Source organism: Kitasatospora saccharophila (assembly GCF_039529925.1).
Classification (GTDB): Bacteria; Actinomycetota; Actinomycetes; order Streptomycetales; family Streptomycetaceae; genus Kitasatospora; species Kitasatospora saccharophila.
Window position 1 is genome coordinate 1 of record NZ_BAAANS010000060.1, and the last position, 21,758, is coordinate 21,758.

The following is a 21,758-nucleotide window of genomic DNA, read 5'->3' on the forward strand; positions in this document are numbered from 1 at the left end:
CCGCCGGACACCGCCGCATCGCCTTCGTCGGCGACCGCCCCACCACCCTCTACACCCGCCGCGAACGCCTCGCCGGCTACCGCGAAGCCCTCGACGCGGCCCGACTCCCCTACGACCGCTCGCTCGTCCTCGACGGCCACACCGAGGCCGAGGCCGCCGACGCCGTCCAGCGCGCGCTGCGCGACCCGCAGCCGCCGACCGCGATCCTCGCCGCCAACAACTTCGCCGCCATGGGCACCGTCCTGGGCACCACCCGGGCCGGCCGACGCGACGTCGCCCTCGTCTCCTTCGACGACCTGCCGTTCGCCGAGATCCTGGAGCCCGCCATCACCACCGTCGCCCAGGACCCCACCGCCATCGGCACCGCCGCCGCCGCCATCGCCCTCGCCCGTCTCGACGGCGACCGCACCCGGGCCCGCACCATCACCGTCCCCACCCGCCTCATCCCCCGCGGCTCCGGCGAACTCCCGCCCACCACCCGGTAGTTCCCCACCGCCACAGACCACACCCCGCACCGCCGCACCACAAACGACCGCTCACCCTCCACGCCCGTCGTCCCGCCGCCGTGCCCCGGCATGGCCACGCCCCGGCGTAGCCATGCCTTCGTACCGCCCGATACCGACGGATCGCGAGCGCGTCCCCCACCCACCCCGCCCAGGCTCTGTGAAGGAGCTCGTATGCGCGCGTCCCGACCCACCCGCCGCACCTCGCTGGCCGTCCTGGCCGCTGCCGTCTGCCTCGGCCTGACCGCCGGCTCCCCCGCCGTGGCCGACACCGGGAAGTTCCAGGAGCAGTACCGCCCGCAGGTGCACTACACCCCCGCGCAGAACTGGATGAACGACCCCAACGGGCTCGTGTACTACCAGGGCGAGTACCACCTCTTCTACCAGTACAACCCGAACGGCAACTCCTGGGGCGACATGTCCTGGGGCCACGCCGTCAGCACCGACCTCATCCACTGGAAGGAGCTGCCGCTGGCCATCCCGCGCACCGACGACGAGATGATCTTCTCGGGCAGCGTCGTCGTCGACACCGACAACACCTCCGGCCTCGGCACCCGCAAGAACCCCGCCATGGTCGCGGTGTACACCAGCGCCTACGACGACGGGCGGCAGGCCCAGTCGCTGGCCTACTCCACCGACCGCGGCCGCACCTGGACCAAGTACACCGGCAACCCGGTCCTCGACATCGGCTCCCACGCCTTCCGCGACCCGAAGGTCCAGTGGTACGCGCCGACCCGCAGCTGGCTGATGACCGTCTCGCTGGCCGACGAGCACAAGGTGGAGTTCTACTCCTCCAAGGACCTCAAGTCCTGGAAGCTGCTCAGCGAGTTCGGCCCGGCCGGGGCCACCGGTGGCGGCTGGGAGTGCCCTGACTTCTTCCCCCTCGCCGTCGACGGCGACCCCCGGCACGTCAAGTGGGTCATGGTCGTCAACATCAACCCCGGTGGCATCGCCGGCGGCTCAGGCGCCCAGTACTTCGTCGGCGACTTCGACGGCACCACCTTCACCCCCGACGACAACGGCTCCTACACCCCGCCCGCCGGCACCGTCCTGCAGGACTTCGAACAGGCCGACTACGGCGCCTGGACCACCACCGGCACGGCCTTCGGCACCGCGCCGGCCACCGGCTCCCTGCCCGGACAGTCCGCGATCACCGGCATCGAGGGCACCGGCCACGCCAACAGCTTCCACGACGGCGACAGCACCACCGGCACCCTCACCTCCCCCGCCTTCACCGCCACCAGCGACTACCTCAACTTCAAGGTCGGCGGCGGCAACCACCCTCACAACCCGAACGCCGTCACCGACCCGCAGCCCACCCCCACCGGCACCGTCCTCGCCGACTTCGAGGGCGACACCTACGGCGACTGGACCGCCACCGGCACCGCCTTCGGCACCGCACCGGCCCAGGGCACCCTCCCCGGCCAGCAGAGCGTCACCGGCTACACCGGCCACGGCCTGGCCAACAGCTTCCTCCAGGGCGACGCCACCACCGGCACCCTCACCTCCCCGACCTTCACCATCGACAAGAAGTACCTCGACTTCCAGATCGGCGGCGGCACCCACCCCGCCAACTCCGACTCCCCCACCACCGTCGAACTCGTCGTCGACGGCAAGACCGTCCGCAGTGCCACCGGCAGCAACAACGAGCAGCTCGACTGGGCCTCCTGGGACCTGTCCGACCTGCAGGGCAAGACCGCCCAGATCAAGATCGTCGACCAGAACACCGGCGGCTGGGGCCACATCAACGTCGACCAGGTCGTCCTGTCCGACACCCAGGCCAAGCCCCAGTCCAGCGAAACCGCCGTCAACCTGATCGTCGACGGCCAGGTCGTCCAGAGCGCCACCGGCTCCGACAGCGAAACCCTGGACTGGGCCTCCTTCGACCTGCGCCCCTACAAGGGCAAGCAGGTCCAGGTCCAGATCGCCGACCTGAACACCGGCGGCTGGGGCCACATCATGGCCGACCAGTTCACCACCGCCAGCCAGCCCGCCCTCTCCACCCTCCAACGCGCCCACTGGGTCGACTTCGGCAAGGACTTCTACGCGGCCGTCACCTACAACGACGCCCCCCGCGGCGAGCGCACCATGATCGGCTGGATGAGCGACTGGCAGTACGCCGGCAACACCCCCACCACCCCCTGGCGCAGCGCCCAGAGCCTGCCCCGCACGCTGCAGCTGCGCACCGTCGGCGGACGGCTCCAGCTCACCCAGCAGCCGGTGCAGTCCCTGAACACGCTGCGCCAGGGACCGGCCGTCGCCCTCAACCACGTCACCGTCCGGCCCGGCACCACCGCCCTGCCCTCCCGCGGCAACGGCAAGGCCCTCGACATCGACGCCGTCTTCTCGCCCGCCGACGCCAAGAAGTTCGGCCTCAAGGTCCGCACCGGCGCCGGACAGGAGACCGTCATCGGCTACGACACCGCCAACCAGCGGCTCTACGTCGACCGCACCAAGTCCGGCGCCGTCGACTTCGACCCCAACTTCCCCGGTGTCCAGACCGCCCCGCTCAAGCCCCAGAAGGACGGCAAGATCCACATCCGGGTCGTCGTCGACTGGTCCTCGGTCGAGGTGTTCGGCGGCCAGGGCGAAGCCGTGATCACCGACCAGGTCTTCCCCGACCCCAGCAGCCAGGGCGTCCAGCTGTTCGCCGAGGGCGGCTCCGCCCGCCTCGACAGCCTCAAGCTCTGGCACCTCGGTTCCTACCGGAGCAAGTAGAAGCCCCGTGCGGGGGCGGGCTTGAGGGTGCCCGCCCCCGCACGGTCCACCCGGCCCCGTCGCCACACGGGCGCAGGGTGCGTCCCGTCCGATCCGGAGACCGGGACCGGCCGTATCCGTTCCGGCCTCCGCCGAGTGAACTCCGCGCCATCCCCCACCCCGCGGCCTACCGCACCGCACCACCCCCACCGCGGCACGCCGCTCCCGAGGACCCAGCCGCACGGGCACCCCACCCGCCCCGAGGGTCCGAAACCGAGGAGATCCCCATGCGCGACCGAACCGTCACGCACCACCGCTCCAAGCGCCTGCTCGCCCTCTCCGCCGCCGTCCTCGGCCTGGCGGTCCTCGCGCCCTCCGCCGGCGCGCAGACCTCCTACACCGAGACCTACCGGCCCCAGCTGCACTTCTCGCCCGCCCAGAACTGGATGAACGACCCCAACGGCCCGATCTGGTACAAGGGCACCTACCACCTCTTCTTCCAGTACAACCCCTCGGGGAACACCTGGGGCAACATGTCCTGGGGGCACGCGACCAGCCCCGACCTGGTCCACTGGACCGAGCAGCCGATCGCCCTCCCGCAGGACGCCAACGAGATGGTGTTCTCCGGCGGAGTCGTCCTCGACAAGAACAACACCACCGGCTTCGGCACCAGCACCAACCCCCCGCTGGTCGCGATCTACACCAGCTACCGCAAGTCCGACGGCGTGCAGGCCCAGTCGCTGGCCTACTCCACCGACGGCGGCACCACCTGGACCAAGTACGCCGGCAGCCCCGTCCTCAACATCGGCTCCCAGAACTTCCGCGACCCCAAGGTGTTCTGGAACGCCCAGACCAACAGCTGGCTCATGACGGTCGCCCTGTCCGCCGACCACAAGGTGAGCTTCTACTCGTCCCCGAACCTGAAGACCTGGACCAAGCTCAGCGACTTCGGCCCGGCCGGCGCCACCGGCGGCCTGTGGGAATGCCCGGACCTCTTCCAGCTCCCCGTGGACGGCGACCCGGCGCACACCAAGTGGGTCCTGGTCGTCAACATCAACCCCGGCGGCCCGCAGAACACCTCCGCCGCACAGTACTTCGTCGGCGACTTCGACGGCACGACCTTCACCCCGGACGGGCCCGCCACCTCCACGCCGCCCACCGGAACGGTCCTCGCCGACTTCGAGGGGAGCACCTACGGGTCCTGGGCGACCACCGGCGCCGCCTTCGGCACCGGCCCGACCCAGGGCACCCTCCCTGGCCAGCAGAGCGTCAGCGGCTACCTCGGCAAGGGGCTCGTCAACTCCTTCCTCCAGGGCGACTCGACCACCGGCACCCTCACCTCCCCCACCTTCACGGTCGACAAGCCGTACCTGAACTTCCTGGTCGGCGGCGGCAACCACCCCAACTCCCAGGCCAACCCCACCGCCGTCAACCTGGTGGTCGACGGCGCGGTGGTCAGGACCACCACCGGCAAGGATAACGAAGCGCTCGACCCCGTCCAGTGGGACCTGCACGACCTCGCCGGCAAGCAGGCCCGGATCCAGATCGTCGACCAGAACACCGGCGGCTGGGGCCACATCAACGCCGACCAGTTCACCCTCACCGACCAGGGCCCGAATGTCCTCGCCGACTTCGAGGGGAGCACCTACGGGTCCTGGGCGACCACCGGCGCTGCTTTCGGTACCGGTCCGGCCCAGGGCACCCTGGCCAACCAGAACCAGGTGACCGGCTACCTCGGCAAGGGGCTCGTCAACTCCTTCCTCCAGGGCGACTCGACCACCGGCACCCTCACCTCCCCCACCTTCACGGTCGACAAGCCGTACCTGAACTTCCTGGTCGGCGGCGGCAACCACTCCAACTCCCAGGCCAACCCCACCGCCGTCAACCTGGTGGTCGACGGCGCGGTGGTCAGGACCACCACCGGCAAGGACAACGAAGCGCTCGACCCCGTCCAGTGGGACCTGCGCAGCCTCGCCGGCAAGCAGGCCCGGATCCAGATCGTCGACCAGAACACCGGCGGCTGGGGCCACATCAACGCCGACCAGTTCACCCTCACCGACACCCCCGCCCAGAACCAGGCTTCGAACGCCCACTGGATGGACTACGGCGCCGACTTCTACGCCGCCACCTCCTTCAACGACGAGCCCGCCGGCCGCCGCGTCGTCATCGGCTGGATGAACAACTGGCAGTACGGCGGGAACATCCCCACCTCCCCCTGGCGCAGCGCCGACTCCCTGCCCCGGGAGCTGTCCCTGCAGACGATCAACGGCGCCCCGCAGCTGGTGCAGGTGCCGGTCAAGGAGCTGGAGCAGTTGCGGACGGGGACGGTCAGCACCGCGCCGACGACGGCCATCGCGGCCGGTGCCGACATCCCCCTGAGCACCCAGGGCGCCCTGCTCGACATCACGGCCACCCTGCGGGCCGGCACCGCGAACGACTTCGGCCTCAAGGTCCACACCGGAGGCGGCCAGGAGACCCGCATCGGCTACGACACCACCACAGGGGAGCTGTACATCGACCGGACCCGCTCGGGCGACTCCTCCTTCGGCGGGAACTTCGCCGCCGTGCACCGCGCACCGCTCAGCCTCGACACCGACGGCAAGCTGCAGCTGCGCGTCGTCGTGGACACCTCCTCCGTCGAGGTGTACGCCGCGGACGGCCGGGTCGTCATGACCGACCAGATCTTCCCCAACCCCGCCAACAACGGCGTGTCCGCCTACGCCACCGGCGGCACCGCGTCCCTGGACGCCTTCAGCGCCCAGAAGCTGAAGTCCATCTGGGCCGACCGCTGACCGACCCCGTCCCCTGCCCCGGAGCGCTTCTCCATCCGCGCTCCGGGGCAGCCCTGAGCTTGTCGTTCAGAAGCTGCTGTCCTTCCGGAACTGGTGGGTGTGTTCCCGCTGGTGAGGCATAGGGCAGGGACGTCAGCTGCAGAGACGAAGAGTTATGTCGTCTCTGCAGTGGAGGTGTCGGGATGCCGACGCCTCAATCTTGCGGTAGCTGTCCGCGCCGTAGCAGCGCCCTGCCCGCAGCCAGGGTCGCATGAATCGCCGGCGCAGTAATGGGGATGGACGACTCCCCTCGGCGGCGCACGATGCTGATGAAGGCGCCCTTGACCTCCCCATCGACGAGAGCGCCGTGCACGAGGAACGGCTTCAACTCCTCCGGCTGCGGAGGGATGTGAAGAACCACGAGGCTTCCTCCGTCAGCCGGGACGACCTCGATGTCGAGATAGTCCGGCGGCGGATACAGATGCTTCTCGATCGCGTCCTGATACAGGCGCAGTGTGCGGCCGTCGACGGGAACCGGGTGCAGGCTGCTGATGACTTCGCCGCCGGGAACCTTCTTCGCCCGCATGCCGACAACGACGATGCCTCCGAACTCGGCGTTGGCGAAGCGTGCCACGGCCTCGGCGATGGAAATCTTCCCTGCCTGGGTTTTGAGGTCGTAGTGCTGCACTTTCACATCCAGCCACGGCCCCTCGGCCTGACCGACCAGGACCTGCGCCTGGCCTGACCGCAGCAGGTCGAGCGTCGTCTCCCTCGTCAGCTCTCCACTGTCGTAAGCCGTCAGGAGAGCGAGAGCGCCCTCGCCGACCCGGAACATGTCCGCCACATCCCGGTTGCGCGTCGAACACTCGATCGTGAGGCGCCAGATCCAAGGGCGAAAGTAGGCGTGGTCCAGTTCCACCGCTACGAGTGACCCACGATTGCGACGCAGGTACGGCTCCAGTAGCGACGCGAAGAACGCATGCGTTTCCTGTTCATCGTCGTCGATGCCGTAGCTTTCGGTGGCGAAGTCGACGACCACCACCAGCCGACCACCGCTCAGGTCGATCCGAACCGGCTCCGGCTCGGAGTAGTCGGTATCGACACCCTCGTCACGGGTGACATTGACAGACGCCTCCGCACCATCGTTCAACACCCGCTGAAGCGCGACCCGGAGATCGGAAGGCCGCATCGCTTTCAGATCATCAACGTGGAGAAGGAAGGAGTCGAAGTCGCTCCTCTCGCGCTCATCCCCGCTGGCCAGCACGAGCCAGCCATGCTTCCTGTCGAAGACCACCGACCGCGCGGCACCCATCGCTCACGCCCCCTTACTCTGACCGAAGCAGCATCGCAGACAGGCCCCTCGGCAACGACTGGTTTCCCGCAGCGCGCCCTCCCAAAGCTCGACCGAGCCGTCGCTGAGCACCGCTCCGACACCCCGCCCACTTCCCCTGCTGCCCACCGGGGCCTGAGGAGATTTTGCTCCACCTGTCGCCCCAATCCCGGTTGATCCGATCGCCGTTGGCGGAGTCCTCCGATATTCTGGTCGGCTGTCCACTCGGGCGGCATCCCACGGACGGAGGCACGCTCACTGATGAACCCTGACAAGCAGTTCACCTCCCACACTCCCCTCACCCCGCCTCACGGATGGAACGCTCCCGGGGAAACGGTGGTCCTGTATGAGGGTGAACTCTCCGGGTTCAAGCGGGGGCCGCGGCAAGGCCGGGTCGAGCTCACCTTCGGAGCCAGGCCCAGCCTGGAGTGGACGGTCGAACTCCGCGAGGAGGACTACTGGGGACTGGACAACAACGGCTCCGAAATCACGACGGTGGACCGCACGCCGGCCATCACGTTCACCGCCAACACCCGCCGCAACAACGCCGGATGGATCAACTCCACCCACCTGGGAGACCAACAGATCCGCCTGGGACGGCTGGTGGCGCAGTGGGTGAACCTGCCGCTGTCCGTCGGCAACGCCACCCTGGAGGAGAGAAAGGGTGAGCGCACCCGCTACTGGAGGGGACGGTGGTCCTTCGACGTCGACGGATGGACGGTGACCACCGACGAACGCCCAGACCTCTCGGACGCCTTGCGGACCGCCACCGATCAGCTCACCTCCGTCCTGACGCACGTCGTGGAACTCAAGCGCACCAACGGCGAGGACTTCTCCCTCGCCAAGGGCCGAGAAGTCCTGGAATGCCTCCGTGTCAGCCTGTCGTTCGGGTTCGGCCGCAAAGTCGTCCCCGCACTCCCCATCGGCTACGACACGAACGGGGAGATCGTCTGGGAACAGTGGTTCTCCCCTCTCCTCGACCGGGCCCGGACTATCGGCTCGGAATGGCTCCACCACGGCAGTCCCGACGACTGCACCGAACTCGTCACGCGCGCCCTACGGGCGTTCACCGACCCCTCCCTCAAAGGCACCACACGCTTGCAGATGCAGATGGCCACCGAAGCAGTGGCCACGGGCTTCGTCGAACAGCGCATCCTCTCCGCGGCACCCGTACTGGAGAACCTGGCCTGGACGAAACTGGTCCTGGGGAATCTGATGTCGCGGGAGGATTTCAAGAGCTGCCATGCCGAAGACAAGCTGCGCTATCTGCTGACCTCCGCCGGCGAGCCGACCTCGATCGACCCGGCCGCACTTCCCACCCTGGCCAAATACGCGACAGACCGTCGAATCGACGGCCCCACAGCCGTCACCCGCATCCGCAACCGGCTGGTCCACCCCGAGATCCTCGCCGACGACCTCTACGCACACGAAGGACTGGCAACCGAAGTCTGGCGACTCTCCCTGCACTACGCGACCCTGATGATCCTCCACCAAATCGGCTACCGCGGCTCCTACCAGAGACAGGTACAGCTCGACAGGTGGGCCGGGGACACCCAGCCAATGCCGTGGGTGGATCCGGCAACAGCGCCCACGACACCGGCCCCTTTGCCGCCCGTACGGCGTCAACGCCCTCCTCGCCGCAGGCGCTGAGCCTTCTCCGCGCGGACACCCCCCGGCGACCCCCTGTAGCGGCCGACATGGGCAGCCGCCATGATGCGCTCATCACCACTCGGCACTTCTCACCGCAGCTCATCGTCATCAGCGCCGCGTGTGCACTAGTTGTGAAATGATCTTCCTTGAAGGCTATATTTCCGCAGGTCAGAGGCATGTTCGATCAGAACTACGACATCGGAGCTCTCCGGCGAGGAGTGTTCGACTTGCTCCGAGGCCGCCAACACCCTCGCCAGACAAGCCATCTCTACCTGCAGGCCGGGCGCCTCTGCGGCCTGGCCACCCATGTTGCCCTCGACCTCGGTCAGTACACGGCCGCGGCTACGCATTCGCGAACTGCCTGGCGCTGTGCGGAGTCAGCCGGCCACAACGGCCTTCGGGCCTGGATCCGATCCGTCCAGTCTCTGATCGCCTACTGGCAGCAGGACCACCGCCAGGCCGCCGAACTGGCCAGAGCCGGGCTGCCGTACGCGGACAGCGGGACGATCGCAGCCCGCCTGCTCAGCCTCGAAGCACGGGCCACCGCCGCGCGCGGAGACAGAGCGAGCGCGCTACGGGCCGTGGAAGCGGCCGAGGCGGCCCGGAGCACAGCAGCCGCCGTGGATCTTCCCGGCGTATTCACGTTTCCCGAGGCCAAGCAGTGGACCTACGCCGGTAGCGCCTTCCTCGCCCTGGGCGGTCAGCGTCACGTGAACCGCGCCATCGAGGCGTCCTCCAGGGCGATCACCATGTACGAGTCCGGTCCGCAGCAGGATCAGTCCTCCGGTGACCTGCTGGCTGCCTGCCTCGACCTCGCCAACGCCCACCTCGTCCACGGCGACCTCGACGGCGTACAGGAGAAGCTCTCGGTGGTGCTGGACGCCGCACCGGACCGGCGAACAGCGAGCATCTCCAGCCGGCTTCGGACCCTGAGCACTCGTCTCGCCGAGCCCGCCTACGCAGGCTCCCCGATCGTCCTGAGTCTCCGTGAGAATGTCAGAGAAGCCTGCTCTCGGCCCGCACTCACGAACCCTCCGGAGCTGCCCAAGTGACGAGCAACACCGCACAGCAGGACGCCGCAGTCGCTGACAAGGCGATCCTCGCGAACAGCGCTTACGCGGACGGACGCCACCTGGCCGCCCGCCAGTCGGTCTACCGGTGGCAGCAGCCGCAGTACGACCTGCCCGGGATCGTCCTCGAAGAGCTGGCCGGCACCAGGGGGATCGTCCTCGACGTCGGCTGCGGCAACGGCAAGTTCGTCAGCCGCCTGCACAAGGATCGTCCGGACCTTCAGGCCGTCGGGATGGACATCTCGGCGGGCATCCTCGCCGATGTCGAGAAGCCGGTCCTGGTGGCCGACGCCCAGGCTTTGCCCTTCGCCGACGACAGCGCCGAGGCCGTGCTGGCCCTGCACATGCTGTACCACGTCGGTGACATCGAGGCCACGATCAAGGAACTGGCCCGCGTCCTCCGGCCTGGCGGCGTGCTCATCGCCTCGACCAACAGCGACACCGACAAGCAGGAGCTGGACCAGCTCTGGGCCCGGGCCGCAGGTGACGTCCTCGGGATTCCCGAGGGGCCGGCCCGGGTCTCCCTCAGCTCCCGCTTCTCCCTGGAGAAGGCACCCGGCTTCCTGGGGACGGCGTTCAGGGACATCCGCGTACGGGAGCTGCCCGGCACCATCGAGATCACCGATCCCGGGCCGATCGTCGCCCACCTGGCCTCCTACGAGGCGTGGGCCGATCAGAGCGGCGTCCCGTTCCACGAGACCGTCAGCCGGGCATCGGAGATCGTTGCCGCCGAGATCGAGACCGAAGGCACGTTCAAGATCACATGCCGTGGCGGCATTCTGGCTTGCCGCCCTTGAGCGGATGGGGACTGCCGCGGGCCGGCTGATGAGCCGGGAGCGTCCTCAAGCGGGTGGTCGGGCATGGGTCGGCCCGCCGGGGCGCCCCCCACAGGGCGCTCCGGCGGGCCGGGTCGGTGGGGTCAGTGCTTGGCGTTGCGGGCGCCCAGCTGGAGGTCCTGCTGGAGGGTGTAGTAGGCGGGCTTGGGGGCCTTGTTGACGTCGTAGAGCAGGCCGTAGCCGGTGCCGGCGAAGGTGCCGGGGATCCAGGAGTCGCCGTCGTAGACGCCCCAGGCGGTGAACGAGATGCACTGGTCGACGAGTTGGCAGGCGGTGAGCATCTGGGAGAACTCGTAGGGCTGGGCGAACGCGGCGAGCTGGCTGGTCGGGACCTGCTCGGTGGAGTTGTTGACGAAGGTGCGGACGTCGGCCTCGGTGACGGCGACCTTCAGGCCGAGGTCGCCGTAGGACTGGAGGTCGGACTGGAAGAGCTTGCCGTCGAAGCCGTACTGGGTGTCGAGGTGGCCCTGCTCGCCGATGCCGTTGACGGGGACGCCCTGGGCGACGAGCTTGGCGAAGAAGTCGTGCACGGCCTGGAACTTGGCGTTGCTGCCGTCCTGGCCGGCGATGTTGTAGTCGTTGTAGAAGAGCAGGGCCTTGGGGTCGGCCTGGTGGGCCCAGCGGAAGACGTCGGCGAGGACGCCCTCGCCGAGGTTCTTGATCCAGAAGTCGTCGCCGTTGAGGCCGTTGGGCAGCGGGTTCGGGTCCCAGGAGTTGGCGAACACCTCGTTGGCGACGTCCCACTGCCAGATCTTGCCGCGGAAGTGGGTGACCTCGTCGGTGACGTGCTTGTGCAGGATCTCGCGCAGCTGGTCCTTGGTGATGGTGCCGTTGTCGACGCCGGTGGTGAGCCAGGACGGCAGCTGGTTGTGCCAGAGCAGGGTGTGCCCGCGCACCTGCTGGTCGTGCTCCCCGGCGAAGGCCACCAGCCGGTCGGCGGCGGCCCAGTCGTAGGTGCCGCGGGTGGGCTCGACGGACTCCCACTTCATGGCGTTCTCCGCCGTCACGACGGAGAACTGGTCCGCGACGATGGCGGTGTAGGGCTGGTCGCTGCCGAGGTGGGCGTCGTCGACGGCCGTTCCGACGGCGAGCTTCTGCCGGTCGCCCAGGGCCCGCAACGAGTCGGCCGGCACCTTCGGGTGCTTGTCGGGGGCGGCGGCGGCGATCGCGGACGGGACGAGCATGAGGACGGCGGCGGTGGCGGCCGCGGCCGCGAGCTGACGGCGTAGCTTCACAGCGGACTCCTGGGTGGGGGAGGAGGGAGAAGTATCGAAAGTTTCGAAAAATCGATCGAACTTCCAAGAAGCTAGTGCGGCAAATCCGTCCCAGTCAATAACGCTGCACATACCAGAAGTTGAACGATGAGCGCCGGGGGGTCGCGCCCGCTGTCCGAGTGGTCTGGGCGAATGCCGGGCCGGGCCGGGCCGACCGAGTTTCCGATCGAAGTTCGGTACTTTTCATTGACGCGCCGCGCCGCAGCCGCCTAACCTCCGTCTCGGTGGAGGCCCGCCGAGACGGACCTGCCCGCCGCACCGTGACGGTGCGGCGGGCAGGGAAGTCCCGTGGCCCGACGGGGAGTCAGCGCACGCCGCTCGGGACGGCCGGGTCGTGGGCGGCCGCGACGGCCAGGTCCTCGATCTCGCGGAGCAGGACCTCGACGCGCTCGGCGGGGAAGTGGTGGACGTCCGCGGTGAAGGAGAGCAGTACGGCCCCGGGGCGGTCCTCGACGTTCAGGAACAGCCGCTCGGAGGGCCGGTCGGTCCGCTCGGTCCACCGGAAGCCGCTCTTCGCCCGGGCGGAGCGCAACTCGGCCGCCGCCGGGACGGGTCGGCCGTCGTCGGGAACCTCGGCGCGGCGGTCGTTGAAGACCCGGGAGACGTCCAGGCCGGGGCCGCGCTCCCGGGAAACCCGGTCGAGCAGCTCGGCGAACCGGCGCGGGTCGTAGTAGCCGTGCTTGTAGGCGCTCAGCGCGGCACGGCGGGTGCGCTCCACCGCCTCGTCCAGGGTGGCGCCGGACAGGTCGACGGAGCACAGGCCGAGTTGGGAGAGCATGCAGACCACGTCGGCCAGGCCCGGCCGGAAGCGGTTGCCGACCATGGGCCGCACCACCACCGGGTTGACGCCGGTGCCGCGGGCCAGCGCGACGGCGTACAGCGCGAGCAGGACGGTGGTGGGCGTGGCGCCGGTGCGCCGGGCGACGGCCGCGGCGGCGGGGCCCAGGGCGCGGGCGTGCAGTTCGGCGGTCCAGTAGCGCGGGCCGGGCGGCGGGGTCGGACCGGGCAGCGGTTGCAGGGGCGCCGAGCGCAGCAGCTCCTCGTGGTGGCGCAGCGCCCGTTCGTCCTGGCGCAGGCCGGCGGGGGAGTGCTGCCAGCGGGCCTGCGCCAGCGGCTGCCGGCCCTCGGTGGGGGTGGCGCTGCGCTCGGCGACCTCGCGCAGCATGGTGCGGGCTCCGGCGGCGTCGGTGGCCAGGTGGCAGATCAGCGCGACCAGGTGGGTGGGGGCGCCGCGGTGCCGGACCACGGCCATCCGCACCGGCCAGTCGGCGGCGAGGTCGAGGGGCGCGTGCCGGTGGTGCGCCTCGACGGCGGCGGCGGTGGCCGCGGGGTCGGAGTCCGCCGGAGCGTCGTGCACCTCCAGCAGCACCCGGCCCGCCCCGGCCACCTCCTGGCGGGGCTCGGGGCCGCCGTCGAAGTGCAGCCGGGTGCGCATCGACGGGTAGCGGGTGACCAGGTAGCGCAGTTCGGCGGTGAGGTCGGCGAGGTCGGTCCCGGGCTCCAGCTCCTTGGTGCCGCCGAGCGGCATCCAGGAGCCGTGCCGGACCATCGCCTCCCAGAGCGACCACTGCCCCCAGGTGAGCGGTTCGGTCCCCGCCGCCAGCCCGTCGAAGACGACGGCGACCTGTTCGGCCGGGGTGGCCGGTGGCCCGCCGGGGCCCTCCCCGGGCAACCGGACGGGCGGGTCGACGGGTGGGCGGGCGGCATGGGTGCGGACCGTGCGGCTGGCGTGCATCGCCGGGACCTCCGGGCAGGAGTCGTGGTGTGCGGCACCGCCGGCCCCGGTCCCCTTCGCGGCCAGCGTACCGGGTGAACCCCGTTCCGGGAGGCGGAAGTTGGCACTTCCCGCCGCGCCGGGGCCGCTCGCCGCGCAGGGGCCGCCTACCGCGCAGGGGCCGCCTACCGCGCAGGGGCCGCCTACCGCGCAGGGGTCCGGATCAGCCGTCGCCCTCCGCGGCCGGGAGGAGGGCGCCGGGGACGTCGGCCGGGTCGAGGACGGCCTGCTCGCCCGGGTAGGGGGTCTGCCAGTCGTGGGCCTCGTACCAGGTCAGGTGGTTCATCTGGGCCGGGTTGGCCAGGTCGGCGGCCGCGTCGGGTCCGGACAGCCGCTGCTGCTGCTTCCAGTCGGACCACTTCCGCACGGTCGCGGCCGCGGCGGCCGGGACGGTCCCGGTCGCCGGGGCGGTGGCCCCCGGGTTCTGCGGGGCCGGGACGTCCGGGCCGCAGGAGGGTTCGGTGGCCAGGCCGTTGGTCAGCGAGGTGCGGTTGGGCAGCGCGGTGAACGGGGTGGGGTCGGGGGTGCTGGTGAAGGCCCCGGTCATCGGGGTGGCCGCGGTGTCCTTCTGGTTCATCGGCTTGATCCCGAGGATCTGCTCGATGGTGCGGATCATGTTGATCTGGGTGTAGTAGCGGCTGTCCACCACCCCGTGCTGGGCGTAGGGGCTGATCACCTGGATCGGCGCCCGGTGGCCGTCGACGTGGTCCAGGCCGCCCTGCGAGTCGTCCTCGACGACGAAGATCGCCGAGTCCTTCCAGTACGGGCTGTGGCTGATCTCGTCGACGATCCGGCCGACCGCGAGGTCGTTGTCGGCGACCTGGGCGGCCGCGTTGGCGGGGCCGCCGGTGTGGTCGCTGGAGAGCCAGAGCATGTTCAGGTCGGCCGGGCCGTTCTTCTCGAAGTCCTGCTTCCAGATCTCGGCCCGGTAGACGTCCGGGACGCTGGTGTCGAACTTCGGGTAGGCCGGCACCGACACCTCGTTCAGCGACGGGATCGGCGAGGAGGAGACCATCCGGTAGGCCGAACCGGCGCCGGTGGCCGCCATGTGCCGGGCGTCGCAGTACAGGTTCTGCCAGGTCGCGCCGGCCGGCTTGGTGAGGAACCGGTGGAACTCGCCGAAGTCGCGCACCGTCCGGCCCGCCGCCTGCGCGCTGCTCCACAGCAGGCCGCTGCTCTGGTGGCCGAGCGCGTCGTCCTGGGTGTCGTAGCTGCGCAGGTGCTCGCCGGCCGAGGACTCGCTGTACTCCGGGTTGTCGGCCTGCATCAGCCAGTTGTGGCCCTCGGCCGAGTTGGTGCCGATGTCGTACGTGTTGTCGTACAGCCCGAACTGGGCGGCCAGCGCGTGCTGGTTGGGCGTCACGTTCTCGCCGAACTGGGTCAGCGTCGGGTCGCCGTTGCCCTGCGGCATGTCGCCGTAGACCTGGTCGTACGTCCGGTTCTCCTTGACCAGCAGGAAGACGTGCTTGATCGTCGACGGGTCGCCGATCCGCTCCGGGACGGGCACGGCCTCGGCCTTGTGGCTGCCGGCGGTCCTGGCCGCGCCGGAGGTCCAGTTGTTCTGCTTGAAGACCCGGGCGGTCTGCCTGCGGATCTCCTGGTCGCCGGGCAGCGCGAAGCGCACCACGCTGGAGGTGGTGTCGTGGGTGGAGTGCCCGGCCGCGGCGGTGGGGCGCAGCGCGTCGATGCCGCGGGTGCTGGAGACCAGCACGTCGTTGCCCGAGGAGGTGATCTCCGCGGGGAAGTAGTCGGTCGGCAGCAGGCCCAGGTAGCTCGCGGGCTCCAGCGGGCTCGCGTACCGGTAGACCGCGACCGCGTTGGCCCGGCCCAGGGTGACCAGCAGGTGGCCGTCGTCGGTGAGGGTCACCGCGTCGGGCTCGTAGCCGATCGACGCCTCCGACCACGGCCGGGTGGATATGGTCTGGACGACCCGGCCCCGGCGGGTGTCGATCACCGAGACGCTGTCGGTGGCGGTGTTGGTGACGAACACCGCGCCGTTCTTGGCGTAGACGGCGGTCGGGTGCAGGCCCACGTCGATGCCGACCGGGGCGGCCGTCGGGTGCGCCAGGTCGATCACGCTGACCGTGCCGGTGGTGACGGCGCCGGTGCGCGGGTCGGCCGGGACCTTGGTGCCGTAGGAGTCGAGGGTGCTCTCGCCGGGCCTCGCCGGGCGGCCGCCCTCGTTGCTGACGTACAGCTTGCCGCCCGCCAGGGCGATCCCGCGCGGCGCGTTGCCCACCTTCCAGCTCTGCTTGACGGTGCCCGCCGCGGTGTCGATCGCCACCACCCGGTTCTGGCCGTTGACCGCCGCGTACGCGGTCGAGCCGTCCGCGGAGAAGACCAGCCCGGCCACCAGGGCCTGCTGCGCACCGCTCCTGGGGATCTTCACGGCCACCGGGTCCGTGACGCTGCCGTCCGGGGCGACGGTGAACCGGGTGTAGCCGTCGGGCTGGCCCAGCCACAGGTGCCGGCCGTCGGGCGAGTACGCCGGGCCCTCCTGGCCCACGCTGTTGCCGTCGATCCGCGGCACCGAGGTCGCCGCACTGCCGACCAGCTGCTGGACCCGCCAGCCCCGCACGTCCACGATCACCAGCGCCGTGCCGCCGTCGGTGACCGCCGCCGCCAGGTGGGTGCCGTCCGGGCTCACCGCGGAGGACATGATCTTGCCGTTGGGGATCAGCAGCCGGTCGCCGTACGGGTCGACGTACTGGTTGGCGGAGACCAGCTGGCCCTGCTCGTAGAGCCGGCCGACCTGGTCCTCGCCGAAGGGGTCGCTCCGGGGGAAGCCCACGTCCGTGCCGGCCGCCAGCACCACCGCGGTCATGGCGAGCGTGAACAGCACCCGGCGGCGCGCGCCGGGCCGCCTGATCCGGGTCGCACCGTCACCGATGCGGCGACGTGTGACCTGCATGCTGCGTCATCCCTTCGAAGGAGCGGGAAGCAACTCGATGTTGCCGTCGAACTGCCAGAGCGGGTTCGGCGCGTCGCCGGTGGAGGTGCGCACCAGGAAGTAGCCGTTCACTTCCTTCGGCCCGTCGCCGTCCGCGACGAACCGCCCGTCGGGGGCGACGTCCAACTGGTAGATCGCGGTACCGGTGGCCTCGGTTCCCGGCAGGTGCCAGGTCACGGTGCACCGCCAGTCGTTGCCCGGGCCCTCCGGCACCACCAGGGTGCTGCCCTTGTCGCAGGACGCGGCCACCCGCAACTGCTCCTCCGTCACCTCCGGACGGTTCAACTCGGTGGTCTGCAGCCGGTACAGGTGGGCGAAGGCCACGGCCAGCGCGCGCTCCACCTTGTCCCGCTCGACCCCCGACCCGGACCCGGCCAGCGGGGTCAGCACCCCGGCCGACACCAGCAGCAGCCCGGCCAGCGGCAGCGCCCCCAGCAGGGCCGCCCGCCGCCCCGGACCGTCCTGCGCCGGGGAGGTGAAGTCCCGCCGCAGGAACAGCGCCCGGGCCAGCAGCGTCGCCGCCACCGCCCAGACCAGGCTCACCGCGACGCCGACCAGCAGCGGACCGAGCTGCGCCGGGCCGGTGAACAGGCCGTTCCAAGACACGAACGCGTAGCCCGGCAGCGCCAGGCGCACCCCCACCGGCAGCGGCATCATCTGCGCCAACTGCACCACCAGTGCCACCAGCGCGGGCAGCAGCAGCCCCATCGGGGAGCGCCCCAGGGCGACCGAGCCGAGCAGGCCGATCCCGGCCAGCGCCAGGGTCGGCGCCAGCGCGCACAGCCAGGCCAGCAGGACCCGCAGCGCGGCGTCCCCCGGCGACAGCAGGTCCCCGTCCAGGCCCACCAGCGGATGGCTGCCCACCGCCAGCAGGCCGCCCACCGCGCCCGACACCGCCAGCCCCGCCACCAGCAGCACCAGCACGCTCAGCCCGGCCAGCGCCTTCGCGGCGAAGATCCGGCGCGGCGAGCGCACCGCCACCAGCAGGTGCCGCCAGGTGCCGAGCCGGTCCTCGGCGGCGAACACGTCACCCGCCACCACCGAGGTCAGCAGCGGCAGCGCCCAACTCCCCGCGAACCCCAGCACCACCAGCGGCCCGGCCCACCCGGTGGCGTGCATCCAGCGGCCGAACAGGGTGTCGGTGGGCAGCGTGCCCTGCTGCTCCACGGCGGCCACGAACAGCCCCGGGGCGAGCCAGCAGGCCAGCACCAGCAGGCGGATCCGCCACTGCGAGACCAGCTTCACCAGTTCGAAGCGGTAGACCCGGGCCACCGGCACCCGGCCCGCGCCGGGGGCTCCGGGTGCGGGTATGGGTGCGGGCGTGCTGCCGGTCCTGCCGGCGGCGTCGGCCCCGGTGCGGGAGGCGGTCATCGGCGGGACCCTTCCGGCTGCTGCGGCTGCGGCTGCGACTGCTGCCGCGGTTCGGTGAGGGCGAGGAAGGCAGCCTCCAACGGCGAGACCACGGGCGCCAGTTCGCGCACCGCGACGCCGTCCAGGACCAGCCGGGACACCAGGGCGTCCAGTGCGGGGACCCGGGCGCGCAGCACCAGCCGTCCGGTGTCCGGCGCGCCCGGGCCGGGGTCGAGCAGGCGGACGCCGGCGGTGGCGGCGGCGGTCCGGCGGGCCGCCGCCGGGTCGGAGGTGAGCAGCCGGTAGTCCAGTTCGCGGTCCTCGGTGGCGAGCCGGTGCAGCGGGCCGGAGAAGACGACCCGTCCGGTGGCCAGGATGGTGACCTCGGAGCAGAGCGCCTCCAGGTCGTCCATCCGGTGGCTGGAGAGCACCACGGCGGTGCCCTCCGCCGCGAGCCGGTGCAGGACGCCGTGCACGTGCCGCTTCCCGGCCGGGTCCAGCCCGTTGGCGGGTTCGTCCAGCACCAGCAGCCGGGGCCGGGCGAGCAGGGCGGCGGCCAGGCCGAGGCGCTGGCGCATGCCCAGCGAGAAGCCGCCCACCCGGTCGTCGGCGACGTCGCTCAGCCCGACCTGGTCGAGCGCGTCCACGACGTCCCCGCCCTTGCCGGTCTTCCCGCTCCCGCCCCCGCTGCTGCCGCTGCCTCCGCGCAGGGCGGCGAGGGCGGCGAGGTTCTGCCGGGCGGTCAGCGACGGGTACAGGCCGGGGCCGTCCACGAACCCGGCCACGCCCTCGGGGGCGGACAGCGCCCGGCCGACCGGCGTGCCCAGGATCTCCAGGGCGCCCCGGTCGGCGACGGCCAGCCCCAGCAGCAGGCCCAGCAAGGTGGTCTTCCCGGCGCCGTTCGGCCCGACCAGGCCGTGGATCCGGCCCCGGGTCACCTCCAGGTCGACGCCGTCGAGCGCGACGACGTCCCCGAAGCACTTGGTGATCCCCCGGGCCCGCACCGCGAGGCGTGCGTCCATGATGTCCCTTTCCCCCGTACTCGGAGGAGATTCTAAGGACTCGGCCGGGCGCCCTCCGGCGCCCCCTCCCGAACGCCCCCGGAACGGTGCCCGACCATCCGTCCCGGGCCCCGCCCGCCGTGGTCCGCGGACGCGGTAGCGGGCGGCGGCCGGGTACTGCGGACGCGGTACGGCGGGTGTCCGCGGACGGGGGACGACAGCGGGCGGGGCGGGCGGCGATGGTGGGGGAGACCGGGAGAAGGCCGAAAACGGGAGTCGCGCATGTCCGTCCTCGCACGCTGGTGCCACCGGCACCGGCTCGTCACGGTGCTGTTGTGGTTGGGCCTGCTGGTCGGGCTCGGAGCGGTCTCGGGCGCGGTCGGCACCAAGTACAGCGACAGCATGGCGATGCCCGCCACCGAGTCCACCCGGGCGCTGGAGCTGCTGAAGGAGCAGATGCCCGCCGCGGCCGGCGACACCGACACCGTGGTGTGGCACACCGCGACCGGCACGGTGAACGACCCCGCCGTCAAGGAGCGGATGACCGCCGCGCTGGACGGCATCGCGCACAGCCCGTCCGTCGCCTCGGTGTCCGGTCCGTACGGCGAGCGCGGCGCCGGGCAGATCAGCGCCGACGGCACCACCGCGTACGCCCAGGTGGTCTTCACCGGCGACGCGCACGCCGTCCCCAAGGCCGACGTCGAGCACGTCATCGACCTCGCGAAGCAGGCCCGCGCCGACGGCCTGGACGTCCAGCTGGGCGGGCAGGCCGTGCAGAACACCGAGACCGAGATGGGCGGCCTCAGCGAGGTCATCGGCATCGTCGCCGCGCTGGTCGTGATGACCCTGGTGTTCCGCTCCGCCTGGGCCGCCGCGCTGCCGATCCTCACCGCCGTCGCGGGCGTCGGCACCGGCGTGATCGGCACCGGACTGCTCAGCCACGGCATGAGCATCGCCTCGGTCGCGCCCACCCTGGGCGTGCTGGTCGGCCTCGGCGTCGGCATCGACTACGCGCTGTTCATCGTCAACCGGCACCGCAAGGGCCTGATGGCGGGCCTGAGCGTCCAGGAAGCCTCCGCGAAGGCGCTGAACACCTCCGGCCGGGCCGTGCTGTTCGCCGGCCTGACCGTGGTGATCGCCCTGCTCGGCATGCTGATCCTCGGCATGGGCTTCCTCAACGGCATGGCGATCTCCGCCGCGCTCACCGTCGCCCTGACCGTGCTGGCCGCGATCACCCTGCTGCCCGCGCTGCTCGGCATGCTGAAGCTGCGGGTGCTCTCCCGCGCCCAGCGCCGCCGGCTGGCCGAGCAGGGCCCCGGCGAGGAGCACACCACCGGGTTCTGGCCGCGCTGGGCCGCCAAGGTGCAGGCCCGGCCCACCGGCAAGGCGCTGGTCGCGCTGCTGCTGATGCTCGCCGTCTCGCTGCCGGTGCTGTCGCTGCGCCTGGGCAGCTCGGACGCGGGCAACAACCCGAAGTCCACCACCTCCCGGCAGGCGTACGACCTGATGGCCGACGGCTTCGGCCCCGGCTCCAACGGCCCGCTGCTGCTGGTCGCCGAGGCGCCCGCCGCCGCCGACAAGGCCGCGCTGGACGGCCTGGTCACCGAGCTGAAGGGCCTGGACGGCGTCGCCCGGGTCGCCGCCGTGCCGATGCAGGACGGGCAGCGGGTCGGCATCGTCCAGGTGGTGCCCACCACCTCCCCGCAGTCCGCGAAGACCTCCGACCTGATCACCGAGCTGCGCGAGCACACCGTCCCCGCCGCCGAGGCCGGCACCGGCCTGCAGGTGCACGTCGGCGGCGCCACCGCCACCTCAGCGGACTTCGCCGACGTGCTGATCTCCAAGCTGCCGCTGTTCATCGGCATCATCGTCGGCCTGGGCTGCCTGCTCATGATGGTGGCCTTCCGCAGCCTGCTGGTGCCGCTGATCGGCGTCGCGATGAACCTGCTCACCATGGGCGTGGCGTTCGGCGCGATCGTCGCGGTGTTCCAGTGGGGCTGGGGCTCCGAGGCGCTCGGCGCCGGCGCGGCCGGGCCGGTCGAGGCGTTCGCCCCCGTGATGATCATCGCGATCCTGTTCGGCCTCTCGATGGACTACCAGGTCTTCCTGATCAGCCGGATGCACGAGGAGTGGACCCACACCCGGGACAACCACCGCGCCGTCCGGGTCGGCCACGGCGAGACCGGCCAGGTCATCACCGCCGCCGCCGTCATCATGGCCTGCGTGTTCGCCGCCTTCCTGTTCGGCGGCCAGCGCATGATCGCCGAGTTCGGGCTCGGCCTGGCCCTGGCCGTCCTGCTCGACGTGCTGGTGCTGCGGATGGTCCTCGTCCCGGCCCTGATGCACCGCTTCGGCGCCGCCAACTGGTGGCTCCCGGGCTGGCTCGACCGCCTGCTGCCGCACGTCTCCGTCGAGGGCGAGCCCGACCCGACCCCCGTCGCCCCGGTCCACGACCTCCGCGAGAGCGTGGACGCCCGGCGCTGACACCCCCCGCAGAGCCCGGCCGGTCACCCGCACCGGCCGGGCCCCGCCGCGTCCGGCCCCGCCGCGTC

At 71.2% G+C, this 21,758-nt stretch carries 13 protein-coding genes; 7 read left to right on the forward strand and 6 right to left on the reverse strand.

What is annotated here, in order from left to right:
- From ABD345_RS32075 to ABD345_RS32085, 3 genes are all read left to right on the forward strand, one after another.
- Positions 1-485: substrate-binding domain-containing protein (locus ABD345_RS32075; RefSeq protein ID WP_344557300.1), on the forward strand; the 485-nt coding region annotated here is incomplete at its 5' end.
- A 192-nt stretch (positions 486-677) separates the two neighbouring features.
- A complete protein-coding gene (locus ABD345_RS32080) occupies positions 678-3,221 on the forward strand; it encodes a GH32 C-terminal domain-containing protein (protein WP_344557302.1) in 2,544 nt (847 codons plus the stop codon).
- Between the two features lie 266 nt (positions 3,222-3,487).
- Positions 3,488-5,992 (forward strand): GH32 C-terminal domain-containing protein, encoded by a 2,505-nt coding sequence (locus ABD345_RS32085; RefSeq protein ID WP_344557304.1) that lies wholly within the window; start codon positions 3,488-3,490, stop codon positions 5,990-5,992.
- A 193-nt stretch (positions 5,993-6,185) separates the two neighbouring features.
- On the opposite strand, the gene ABD345_RS32090 is transcribed toward ABD345_RS32085, so the two are convergent.
- Complete coding sequence (locus ABD345_RS32090) at positions 6,186-7,283, reverse strand: ATP-binding protein (protein WP_344557306.1); 1,098 nt, start codon at positions 7,281-7,283, stop codon at positions 6,186-6,188.
- A gap of 279 nt (positions 7,284-7,562) precedes the next feature.
- On the opposite strand from ABD345_RS32090, the gene ABD345_RS32095 reads away from it, so the two are divergent.
- From ABD345_RS32095 to ABD345_RS32105, 3 genes are all read left to right on the forward strand, one after another.
- Complete coding sequence (locus ABD345_RS32095; RefSeq protein ID WP_344557308.1) at positions 7,563-8,951, forward strand: YopA family protein; 1,389 nt, start codon at positions 7,563-7,565, stop codon at positions 8,949-8,951.
- Between the two features lie 176 nt (positions 8,952-9,127).
- Positions 9,128-10,003: an NsdA family TPR-like regulatory protein gene (locus ABD345_RS32100; RefSeq protein WP_344557310.1), complete on the forward strand. Its 876-nt coding sequence runs from the start codon at positions 9,128-9,130 to the stop codon at positions 10,001-10,003.
- Complete coding sequence (locus tag ABD345_RS32105) at positions 10,000-10,818, forward strand: class I SAM-dependent methyltransferase (RefSeq protein WP_344557311.1); 819 nt, start codon at positions 10,000-10,002, stop codon at positions 10,816-10,818. The genes ABD345_RS32100 and ABD345_RS32105 overlap by 4 nt, the downstream gene beginning before the upstream one ends.
- 122 nt (positions 10,819-10,940) lie before the next feature.
- Here ABD345_RS32105 and ABD345_RS32110 read toward each other — a convergent pair whose 3' ends face one another.
- The 5 genes from ABD345_RS32110 to ABD345_RS32130 form a co-directional block, all read right to left on the reverse strand.
- Positions 10,941-12,092, reverse strand: coding sequence for an endo-1,4-beta-xylanase (locus ABD345_RS32110; RefSeq protein WP_344557312.1), 1,152 nt, complete (start codon positions 12,090-12,092; stop codon positions 10,941-10,943).
- Between the two features lie 343 nt (positions 12,093-12,435).
- A complete protein-coding gene (locus tag ABD345_RS32115) occupies positions 12,436-13,866 on the reverse strand; it encodes a condensation domain-containing protein (RefSeq protein WP_344557313.1) in 1,431 nt (476 codons plus the stop codon).
- Between the two features lie 202 nt (positions 13,867-14,068).
- Complete coding sequence (locus ABD345_RS32120; RefSeq protein ID WP_344557314.1) at positions 14,069-16,816, reverse strand: alkaline phosphatase family protein; 2,748 nt, start codon at positions 16,814-16,816, stop codon at positions 14,069-14,071.
- Between the two features lie 6 nt (positions 16,817-16,822).
- Positions 16,823-18,226, reverse strand: a complete 1,404-nt coding sequence (locus ABD345_RS32125) for an ABC transporter permease (protein WP_344557315.1) — start codon at positions 18,224-18,226, stop codon at positions 16,823-16,825.
- On the reverse strand, positions 18,223-19,227 hold the full coding sequence (locus ABD345_RS32130) for an ABC transporter ATP-binding protein (RefSeq protein ID WP_344557316.1): 1,005 nt from the start codon (positions 19,225-19,227) through the stop codon (positions 18,223-18,225). Before ABD345_RS32130 ends, ABD345_RS32125 begins: the two co-directional genes overlap by 4 nt.
- Positions 19,228-19,488: 261 nt before the next feature.
- Here ABD345_RS32130 and ABD345_RS32135 point away from each other — a divergent pair, with 261 nt between their 5' ends.
- Positions 19,489-21,690 (forward strand): MMPL family transporter, encoded by a 2,202-nt coding sequence (locus ABD345_RS32135; RefSeq protein WP_344557317.1) that lies wholly within the window; start codon positions 19,489-19,491, stop codon positions 21,688-21,690.
- Positions 21,691-21,758: the final 68 nt, after the last annotated feature.